Source organism: Caulobacter sp. DWR1-3-2b1 (assembly GCF_049895765.1).
Lineage (GTDB): Bacteria > Pseudomonadota > Alphaproteobacteria > Caulobacterales > Caulobacteraceae > Caulobacter.
In genome coordinates, this window is sequence record NZ_JAFCSZ010000027.1 from 39,540 (window position 1) to 49,198 (window position 9,659).

Annotated in this window: 7 protein-coding genes, 1 tRNA gene and 1 pseudogene; 6 read left to right on the forward strand and 3 right to left on the reverse strand. The window is 65.9% G+C overall.

The window, feature by feature from the left end; translation table 11 throughout:
* Positions 1 to 96 precede the first annotated feature (96 nt).
* Positions 97 to 1,365, forward strand: a complete 1,269-nt coding sequence (locus tag ACP69S_RS18350) for a transporter (protein WP_425999699.1) — start codon at positions 97 to 99, stop codon at positions 1,363 to 1,365.
* A gap of 88 nt (positions 1,366 to 1,453) precedes the next feature.
* Here ACP69S_RS18350 and ACP69S_RS18355 read toward each other — a convergent pair.
* Both ACP69S_RS18355 and ACP69S_RS18360 read right to left on the reverse strand, forming a co-directional pair.
* Positions 1,454 to 1,529 (reverse strand) — tRNA-Thr (locus ACP69S_RS18355).
* Between the two features lie 833 nt (positions 1,530 to 2,362).
* Complete coding sequence (locus ACP69S_RS18360) at positions 2,363 to 2,773, reverse strand: DUF1761 domain-containing protein (protein ID WP_425999701.1); 411 nt, start codon at positions 2,771 to 2,773, stop codon at positions 2,363 to 2,365.
* Positions 2,774 to 2,939: 166 nt separating this feature from the next.
* Here ACP69S_RS18360 and metG point away from each other — a divergent pair, with 166 nt between their 5' ends.
* The 5 genes from metG to ACP69S_RS18385 all read left to right on the forward strand — a co-directional run bounded on the left by metG (position 2,940) and on the right by ACP69S_RS18385 (position 9,547).
* Positions 2,940 to 4,655, forward strand: a complete 1,716-nt coding sequence (gene metG / locus ACP69S_RS18365) for a methionine--tRNA ligase (protein ID WP_425999703.1) — start codon at positions 2,940 to 2,942, stop codon at positions 4,653 to 4,655.
* A gap of 46 nt (positions 4,656 to 4,701) precedes the next feature.
* Positions 4,702 to 5,868 (forward strand): MFS transporter, encoded by a 1,167-nt coding sequence (locus ACP69S_RS18370; RefSeq protein WP_425999704.1) that lies wholly within the window; start codon positions 4,702 to 4,704, stop codon positions 5,866 to 5,868.
* Positions 5,869 to 5,967: 99 nt separating this feature from the next.
* Positions 5,968 to 6,165: a hypothetical protein gene (locus ACP69S_RS18375; RefSeq protein ID WP_425999706.1), complete on the forward strand. Its 198-nt coding sequence runs from the start codon at positions 5,968 to 5,970 to the stop codon at positions 6,163 to 6,165.
* 201 nt (positions 6,166 to 6,366) lie between these two features.
* Positions 6,367 to 8,973: a polar localization protein TipN gene (locus ACP69S_RS18380; protein ID WP_425999707.1), complete on the forward strand. Its 2,607-nt coding sequence runs from the start codon at positions 6,367 to 6,369 to the stop codon at positions 8,971 to 8,973.
* 13 nt (positions 8,974 to 8,986) lie between these two features.
* Positions 8,987 to 9,547, forward strand: coding sequence for a sugar transferase (locus tag ACP69S_RS18385; RefSeq protein WP_425999710.1), 561 nt, complete (start codon positions 8,987 to 8,989; stop codon positions 9,545 to 9,547).
* Here ACP69S_RS18385 and ACP69S_RS18390 read toward each other — a convergent pair.
* A pseudogene (locus ACP69S_RS18390) lies at positions 9,544 to 9,659 on the reverse strand (IS481 family transposase); the annotation flags it as partial. The gene ACP69S_RS18385 and the pseudogene ACP69S_RS18390 overlap by 4 nt on opposite strands.

The following is a 9,659-nucleotide window of genomic DNA, read 5'->3' on the forward strand; positions in this document are numbered from 1 at the left end:
TTGAAGAACGCGGCTCCGCCCCACGAAACAGAAGGGCCATTTCGAAGGGCGAAATTTCTGCGGTCGATCCGGCGCGCGAAGGTCGCTGCGGGCGCAATGGCCGGCATCCTGGCGACCGCGGCTACAGGAACCGCGCACGCTCTCACCGACCCGATGGCGCCGATCCAGACGGCAGCGATCCAGGCGGCCTTGACGCGGGGAACGCTGGAGCGGATCGAAGCGCAATTGGCCGACCAAACCCGGCGCCTTGCCGAGCAAGACCGCAGGTTGACCCTGCAGCAGGCGCGGATCGACGCGCTTGAGGTCGAGCGCGACACCCTGCTGGGCGCGATCCGCGCCACCGGCGCCCCCACGGCGATCCTGGCGGCTGCCGGGCAGACGCCGCCCAATCCGGTCAGCGAGCGCCGCCTTCCTCCCGGGCCAGTGGGTGAAGCTCCCGCCCTGCCTGAGCCCTCGCAGGAGGTCGCCGCCCTGCCGGCCAATCTCGGCGTGTTGACCCCGCCTGGCCGGCTGGTCTTCGACCCCTCGCTTGAATATGTCCGGACCAGCAATAACCGGCTGGTGTTTCGCGGGGTTGAAGTGGTGCCCGGCGTTCAACTGGGCTTGATCGAGGCCAGCGACGTAGCGCGCGACACCGCGGTGGCGACCGTTTCGGCGCGTTATGGCGTGACCAGCCGCCTTGAGGTCGAGGCAAGGGTTCCCTACGTCTACCGGCACGATCGCCTCACCTTGCTCGACCAGACCGATCCAGATTTCGACACCGAGCGCGACATCCATGAGAACAGCCTGGGCGACATGGAATTCGCCGCCCGTTACCAGATCAATTCCGGCCGGGGAGGCTGGCCAATCTTCGTGGCCAATGCGCGGGTGAAGACGCCAAGCGGGGTCAGTCCTTACGACGTCGCCTATGATGAGTTCGGCGTGGCCGAGGAATTGGCGACGGGCTCAGGTTTCTGGGGCGTCGAGGGCGGCGTGACCATGCTCTATCCCACCGATCCGGCGATCATTTTCGGCGGACTGACCTATTTGCACAGCATCCCGCGCGACATCGACAAACAGATCGGCCCGGCTCTGGTCGGACGGGTCACGCCGGGCGACAGTATCGGAGCCCAACTGGGCTTTGGCCTGTCGCTGAACCCACGCTTCTCGGTCTCATTCGGCTATAGCCACAACTATATCTTCCCGACCAAAAGCGAGATTGGCGACACGCGCCAGCAGTCTCGCTCCCTGGTGGCGGGCAGCCTCCAGATGGGCTGGTCGTTCCGTCTGCTTGAGAGGCTGACCTTGAACAACAGCTTCGAGTTCGGTGTCACCAGCGACGCGCCGGACATGCGCGTCGTGCTTCGCGCGCCTTATCGGTTCTAGGCTCCGTCCGAGGGCAGGGCGCTTGCGACCCGTGGGCGCCCCGGGGAAATGTGGCAGAGGCTTTCGCCACTTAAGTTATTGAAAAGATTGGTGCCGGTTGCAGGAATCGAACCCGCGACCTTCGGTTTACAAAACCGCTGCTCTACCAGCTGAGCTAAACCGGCCACCGCCGCGCGAAGCGGACGAGGGCTTCCTTAGCGTCCGGACCGCTGACGGGCAATGGGTTTAGGCGTCCTTATCGACGCACGGGGATCGGGATCGCGCCGTCCCCGGATGGGCATGGGGATTGGCGCTATAAATCCTCCCCCTAGCGGGGGAGGCGGCCGGAGGCCGGAGGGGGAACACTGCATTGATTCAGCAGGACTTCCCCCTCCGTCGGCTTCGCCGACACCTCCCCCGCTAGGGGGAGGATGGGTGCGGGCGTCCAGACAATCGACGCAGCCGCGCTCAAACTTGCCGCATACTCACCCCACCTCGTCGTTGGGAAGGGCGCTAGGCCAGCGTCCAAGCGGCGGCGGGGTGTGATCGAGCGGGAGACGCTCTGTCCGATGGCGGGTGAAAGCCGCCAACCTCGTGTGTTTCCTTGGCGGCGGTCGGCCTTGCAGCACAGAAACGACAGGAGCACGAGGGTCGGCAGGGTGGCAGGCGGGCTGAAAGGTCCGCGTTCCGGGTGGGAGTCGCTCTCTCATCCGCCCGTCGGAGGCATGGACGAGGAGGCGCTAACACCGCCGAGCCGGAAACGCTTTCGCCAGAACGGTCGCGCGGAGCGGACGGCTTCGTCGAAACGGTTACTTCTATTCAATTCCGGACGTGGTCCGGACGCTCCGCGACCCTTCCCATCACCATCGCAGCGAAAGCGCGAGGTTGCGAAGCCGTAGCTGCTCCCCCTTTTTGGGGGAGCTGTCGCGGAGCGATGAGGGGGCCATCGCGGCATCCGCCCAGCTAGCCCCCTCCGGCCCTCCGGCACCACCTCCCCTAGAGAGGAAGGAGCTTGCAGTCACGCCTTTGGCTTCCACTTCAGCCCGCCCAGCAACGCGCCACCGGTCACATAGGTCAGCAGTTGATAGCCGCCGTCGATCCACAACAGCGGCAGGTTGCCGGCCGCACAGATGTAGTCGAGGCTCACCACCGTCAGGGCGAAGAAAACGAAGGCGGCCAGGGCGACCTTGGCGCCGGCCATCCAGCTGCGGGCGTTCAGGCGGCCGATCAGCCAGTCCAGTCCGATCAGGATGACGACCATGTTGACGAAGCCCAGGCTCATCCGCCACTCGGTTCCGACGAAGTCGGCCTCGGTCATCTCCATCGCCCGGATCCAGGCGGCGCTGAAGGCCGCGCCATACCAGACGGCGCCGATGATCTGTCCGATGACCAAGGCCGCGACCAGGCCCAACCAGTTGATGTTCTTCATGTGCGTCGTCCCCCGACAGGTCCGGATCGTCCCGTTCGGCTCAGCTTGGGGCAGGAAGCGGCATAACGGCGTTTGGTCAACGGCCGGGCGCTTTTGTTTCGCGGCCCAGCCTTCTATATGCGAACGCCTGTTCTCTGATCCCTGACTCCCCGGAAGACTTCGCCTCATGGCTCGTATCCTGATCACCTCCGCCCTGCCGTACATCAACGGCATCAAGCACCTGGGGAATCTGGCGGGATCGATGTTGCCGGCCGACGTCTATGCGCGCTTCCAGCGGGCCCGGGGCAATGAGACGCTCTACATCTGCGCCACCGACGAGCACGGGACTCCCGCGGAACTTGCGGCGGCCGCCGCCGGTCAGGACGTGGCGACCTACTGCGCGGAACAGCACATCCTGCAACGCGAAGTGGGCGATGCTTTCGGCCTGTCATGGGACTGGTTTGGCCGGTCGTCCTCGCCGCAGAACCAGAAGCTGACCCAGCACTTTGCCGAGGTGCTGGAAGCCAACGGCCTGATCGAGGAACGCGTCGACCAGATGGTCTATTCCATCGACGACAAGCGCTTCCTTCCAGACCGCTATATCGAGGGGACCTGTCCGCATTGCGCCTTCGAAAAGGCGCGCGGCGACCAGTGCGACAACTGCGGCAACCTGCTGGACCCCACCGACCTGAAGAACCCCTATTCGGTGATCTCCGGCTCGCGGAACCTGGAAGTGCGCGACACCCGCCACCTCTATCTGTTGCAGACCAAGATGGCCGAGAAGATCAGGGCCTGGGTCGATACCCACGGCGACTGGCCCGTGCTGGCCAAGTCGATCGCCTACAAGTTCCTGGACGAGGGACTGATCGATCGCGGTATCACGCGCGACCTCGCCTGGGGTGTCCCGGTGGTCAAGGACGGCGGCCCGCGGCCTGGTATGGAAGGCAAGGTCTTCTATGTCTGGTTCGACGCGCCCATCGAATATATCGCCGCCACCCAGGAATGGGCCGACGCAGCGGAAGGCCGCGACTGGCAACGCTGGTGGCGCACAGACGCGGGCGCTGAAGACGTCCGCTATGTGGAGTTCATGGGCAAGGACAACGTCGCGTTCCACACGGTGAGCTTCCCCGCGACGATCCTCGGCTCGGAAGAGCCTTGGAAGAGCGTCGACATGCTGAAAGCCTTCAACTGGCTGAACTGGTATGGCGGCAAGTTCTCGACCAGCTCAAAGCGCGGCGTGTTCATGGACGCGGCGCTGGAGATCCTGCCACCCGACTTCTGGCGCTGGTACCTGACCTCCAATGCGCCCGAGAGCTCGGATACAGCCTTCACCTGGGAGATGTTCGCCAGCGCCGTGAACCGCGACCTGGCTGACGTGCTCGGCAATTTCATCAACCGCATTCTGAAGTTCACCGAAGGCAAGTTCGACGGCGTCGTGCCCGAAGGCGGTGAGCCGGGTCCGCTGGAAGAGAAGCTGTTCGCCGACGTCTCGGCGCGTCTGGCCGATCTGGCCGACCAGATGGACGCCATCGAGGTGCGCAAGAGCGCCCAGGCGCTGCGGGCCCTGTGGGTGGTCGGCAACGAGTACCTGCAGGAAGCCGCCCCCTGGACCGCGATCAAGACCGACCGCGACCGCGCGGCCGTCATCGTCCGCACGGCCCTAAATCTCGCGGCGCTCTACGCCAAGATATCCACGCCCTTCATCCCGTTCGCGGCGGAAAAGATTGCCGAGGCTTTCTCGCTGGAGTTCCCATCCGCATGGCCAAGCAACGACGCGGCGGTTGAGCTCTCCTCGCTGCCGACCGGCCTGTCGGTGCGCGCGCCGGAGGTCCTGTTCAAGAAGATCGACGAGGACATGATCGCCGAATGGACCGCCCGCTTTGGTGGGGCGGAGGAGGGGTGACCTCCGGCCGCTGCATACACGGCCCTTTCTCGGGCAGTAGCGACCGATGAGCAGCCTGACGCGGCTTAGCTTTTTCTACGTCGCGATCTATCTCGGGACGGGCGTCAGCCTGCCCTATATAGCGACCTATTTGCGTGACTGCGGTATGAGCGGGGCGGCCATCGGCCTGATCCTGGCCATACCGATGCTGGCCAAGCCGTTCACCGGCCCGGCCCTGGCGGTGTGGGCCGACGGCTTCACCCTGCGGCGCTCGCCGATGGTGCTGCTCTCACTGGGCGCGGGGCTTGGCTATGCGGCGCTCTTGATCGCGCCTGGCGCCCTGGGCCTGGCCGTGGCCTGGTTCATCGGCCAGACCCTGCTGTCGACCGTGTCGCCTCTGCTCGACGTCATCGCCCTGCGCCGAGCGCGGTCCGAAGGATTTAACTACGGCCTGCCACGCGGCACGGGCTCGGCGGCCTTCATCGTCGCCAACCTGATCATGGGCGTGGTGCTGACCTTCGTTGCGTCGGCGATTATCCCCATCTGGATCGCTTTGGCGGCGTTGCTCGCAGCCTTGGCGGCTGGCGTTTTCGTGCCGCCCGAAAGGGTTCACGCCGAGGGCGCCAAGCCGGTCGGAGCCGAGCGCTGGAAAGGTGTGGGCTTGTTGCTGCGGAACCGGACCTTCCTACTGGCTGTAACCACCGCCGGGCTGATCCAAGGGGCGCACGCGTTTTACTACGGCTTTTCGACCATCATCTGGCGAGAGCAGGGCATCTCAGATCCGATCATTGGCGGGTTGTGGGGCGTGGGCGTGGCGGCGGAAGTGGCTTTCATGTGGTTCCTGGAGCCTTGGCGGCGAAAGGTCGGGCCCGAAAAGCTGATGATCTTAGGTGGGGTCGCGGCCGTCCTGCGCTGGATCGCCTATGCCTTTACACCGCCGCTGTGGCTATTGTTTCCACTGCAGGCACTGCACGCCTTTACCTTCGCGGCGAGCTTCCTGGCGTCGTTGCGCCTAATCGAAAAGCTGACTCCACCGTCACACGCCTCGTCGGCTCAGGCGATGAACTCGGCCCTGTCCATGGGCTTCGCCCTCGGCGTGGCGACCTGGTTCTCAGGCCACCTGTTCGACGCGTTCGGATCTTACAGCTATCTAGCGATGGCAGGCGTGGCGGCCTTGGGTCTTGCAGGGGCGATCATCCTAAACCATCGCACCGGCGGTCGTGGGCCTTCGTAGTCGATCTCTTGGCTCTCCAGCTTCACCATCATGACCAAAAGTTCACTCGGCTAGGGAGCGAATTTATCGCATAACGCCGCTATCACTGTGGATCGGGCCATGAGCTTCCTGGCGGAAATACTGGCTATCGTCGTTGTCTGGCTGTCCTCCGTGGCGCTGGGCCAGTTCGGCATTGTGCTCGACACCTGCCCCCTGACGAAATCGACTTCAGAACGCACCGTATCGCGCTCACCGCGAGGATCCATGCCGAGCCCGGTGGCCGTCGCGCCGCAAAGCATGGACACGCCAACCGCCTGAAGCTGCGCTTTGGGCGCTCCGCGACCTTAAAACTCAACCGAAGCCGCTTTGCGCGCGGGCTTTTCGCCGCTAGGTTCATTCTCTACGCGAAATAGGGGCAGGGCGCGCGTTGACTGTCTTCGCCCTTCGCTGACCGCCTTGGGACCCTGGCTGTGTATGAAGCCTAAGAAGCGCCAACCGCTCGATTTTTCCGCCGTCCCCGTGGAGGCGCCCGCAGAGGATCAAGTCTCCTCGTCCGAAGCCTCGATAGAGGACGAGGCGGCTGACGCCGCTGTGGCCGTCGATCCGCCGATGAGCGAGACCGACCTCGATCTCGAAATCGCCGCGCCGGAGCCGTCCTCGCCTCGGGCGAGGGCCGCCTCGCGCCGGGGCCGGATCAGCGAGCCTTCGCAGCCGTCTTTCGAGTCACCGCCGCTGGCCGCCACATCGCTGGCGACCAACGCCGCTCAGCCTCCAGCGCCAGTCGTCGAGCCGGAACGCGACACTGCGCCCGCCTGGGCCGAGGCCCGTGACACAGCGGCGAATCTGAGGCGGCCCACCGAGGCATTCGACCTGCCGGACCGTTCCGAACGCGGTCCCATGCCGGCTTTCCTCTTCTGGACCTTTGCGGTCGCCGCGGCCGCGCTCTGGGCGCTGGCGCCGATCGCCTTCGCGCTGGGCTATGCTCGCGATGTTTCGGCCCTGAAGATCGAAGGCTTCGCGCTGGCGGTCTTTGCCGGCTTGGCCATTGGTCCGGCGCTGCTGACCTTGCTGGGCGCCTATCTGCTTCGCCAGGCGCTGGGCGTTTCGGCGGAGTTGCGCCGCACGCGGACCCTGACGGATCGACTGGTGACGCCAGCGGTTCTGGCGGCCGCAGGCGCTTCGAGCGCCGTGGAAGCCATTCGCGGTCAGATCGAAAGCGCGACCCTGGCAGCGGGCGAGGCCCGGGAACGCATCCTGTCGCTACGCCAGTTGCTGGCCGAAGAGACCACGTGCCTCGCAGAGGCCGCAGCCGAATCCGTCCGCATGGCCAACCAGTTGGCGCAGGGCCTTGGCTATGAGCGCCAGGCGCTGGAAACGCTGTCCCTGACCCTCGACACCCGCTCCACCGCCGTTGTCGACGCCATCGGCAGTCAGGCCCGGATGGTGGCCGAGGCCTCCGACCTGGCTGAAACCCAGCTTCGCGAAGCCGAGGCCGCCCTTGCGGCGCGCGCCGCCGATCTGGCCGCCGCCGCCGCCGAGGCCTCCGACGCAGCTCGCGTCGGCGCCGAGGACATCTCGCGTCAGATCGCGCGCCTTGAAACCGCCGGCCAGGGTCTGGGCGACCAGATGAGTTCGGTCGAAAAGAACCTGGCCCAACAGCGCGCGGCGCTGGTCGCGGCCAGCCAGTCGCTGCGATCCGAGCAGGAAGACTTCGCCGCCGAGACAGAGACCCGAACCGCGCAGCTGACCGAATTCGTGTCTTACACGCGGGTCGGCGCTACCGAACTCAGCGATGTCGCGGCCATGGGCGCCGAGGTTTTACGCGGCCTGATCTCGGCCGCTTCCGAGCAGTTCAAGGACGTGGCCGAGAACGCCAAGGCCGAGCGCGACAGTCTGGTCGAGGAGACCAACAAGGTGCTGACGGCGATCTCGGACGCCGCCGCCGGACAGCGCGAAGGGTTGGAAGTCGAACTGAAGCAGGCGATGGAAGCTCTGTCGGCTTCGGCGCTGAAGGCCAGCGACGGCGTCGACGCGCGTGTCGAGTCGGCGCGCGGTCGCGTCGATCAGCTCAACGAGATCGCCTTTGCGGCCGGGCAGAAGGCGGACACCGTCTTCGAGGCGCGCATGGAAGAGGCGCGCGACCTGATCGAACAGTCGGCCCAGATGGTCGAACAGGCCGGCGCCCGCACGGCCCAGAAGCTGGCCGAGGCGGTTCTGACCGCGCGCGGCACGCTGGGCGAACTGGAGGCGATGCTGGATGAAGTCGGCCAGCGCACCGCTGAAATGCCGGCCGAAGCCATGCAGAAGGCAGTCGAGGTCCGCGCCTCCATCGAAAAGGGCATCGAGGAACTGATGGCCGCCGCCAGGCGCACCGCCGAAGAGACTGCGGCGATCGACCAGGCATTCCAAGACCGAGTGCGCCGCAACTACGACGCGCTCAGCGAAGCTGCCGCCGCGATGGGCGGGCCGGCGCCGGCCCGGCCGTCCCAACCATCGATCGCCAGAGCGAAGGTCGCGCCGACTCCGGTTGCACCGCCGCCGGTCATACCGCCTCCACCTCAGGAGAGGGACGACGATCTGCTGGCGGACGAACCCGGTCAAAGGCCCCGCTTGCGTCTCACGCCGACGGCGACGGACGATGAGTTCCGATCCGTCTTCGACACAGCCGGCGGTCGCGCCGCGCCGCCAGCCTCGCCTGAAGGCCCAGAGGGGCAGGGATGGTCCTGGCGGTCTCTGCTGTCGGGGATCGAGAACAGCTCGCCGGGCGACGCGGCCCTGGGCGAAAAACTCGCCGCCGAGATCTCGGCAATGGGCATTGATCCGCACGCCCTGCTTCCGCGCGGCCGGATCGACGAGATCGCCGCCGCCATCCAGACCCGCGACGCCTCCGGCGCGCGCGAGGTGGTCAAGCGTCTGGCCCCGGCCGCCATTCGTCGTCTGGTGCGGCGCCTGTTCTCGGACGCCACCTTGCGAGCCAATGCGGAGCGGTTCCTCAAGCGCTATGCGGGCATGATCGAGGAAGCCGGCGGTCAGGATCGCGAGGGCTTCCTCGTCGCCGCTCTGCTGTCGTCGGACGCCGGCCGCGCCTATCTGCTGCTGGACGCCGCGACCGGCGACCTGGCCTGAACGCACGCTGATGCTGAAGCGCGTCTTCGACGTCGCGGCTGCCGCCGTGGGGCTACTGGTCCTGCTGGCGCCGTTGGCTGGGCTCTGGCTGCTGGTTCGCCTGACATCGCCGGGGCCGGCGCTCTATTGGTCTGAGCGAGTCGGCAGGGACTCGCGGCTGTTCTCGATGCCGAAGTTTCGGACGATGCGCATTGATGCGCCGGAAGTGGCGACCCATCTGCTCGACGATCCCGACCGCTGGCTCACTCCCATGGGGAATACCTTGCGCCGGCTCAGTCTGGACGAGCTGCCCCAGCTCTGGAGCGTGCTGGTCGGGGACATGAGTCTGGTTGGACCAAGACCGGCCCTGTTCAATCAGGACGACCTGATCGCCGCACGGGCGACGGCGGGTGTCGACAAGCTTCGCCCGGGGGTCACGGGCTGGGCCCAGATCAACGGCCGTGACGAGCTGTCCATCCCCGACAAGGTGGCGCTGGATGCGGAATATCTGGCGCGGCGCACATTCGGGTTCGACCTGATGGTCCTGTTAAGAACGGTCGCCCCGGTCGTCACCGGCCGGGGCGTGACGCGCTAGATGTTTGGTCCCGGACTTTGATGGGTTGGATCGACGTTGAATCTGTCGGGCTCTTTTGTCCAGATTTTGCAGATGTATTCGTATGGGGTCAGGCCGTTGAGGGTCTTCAGAC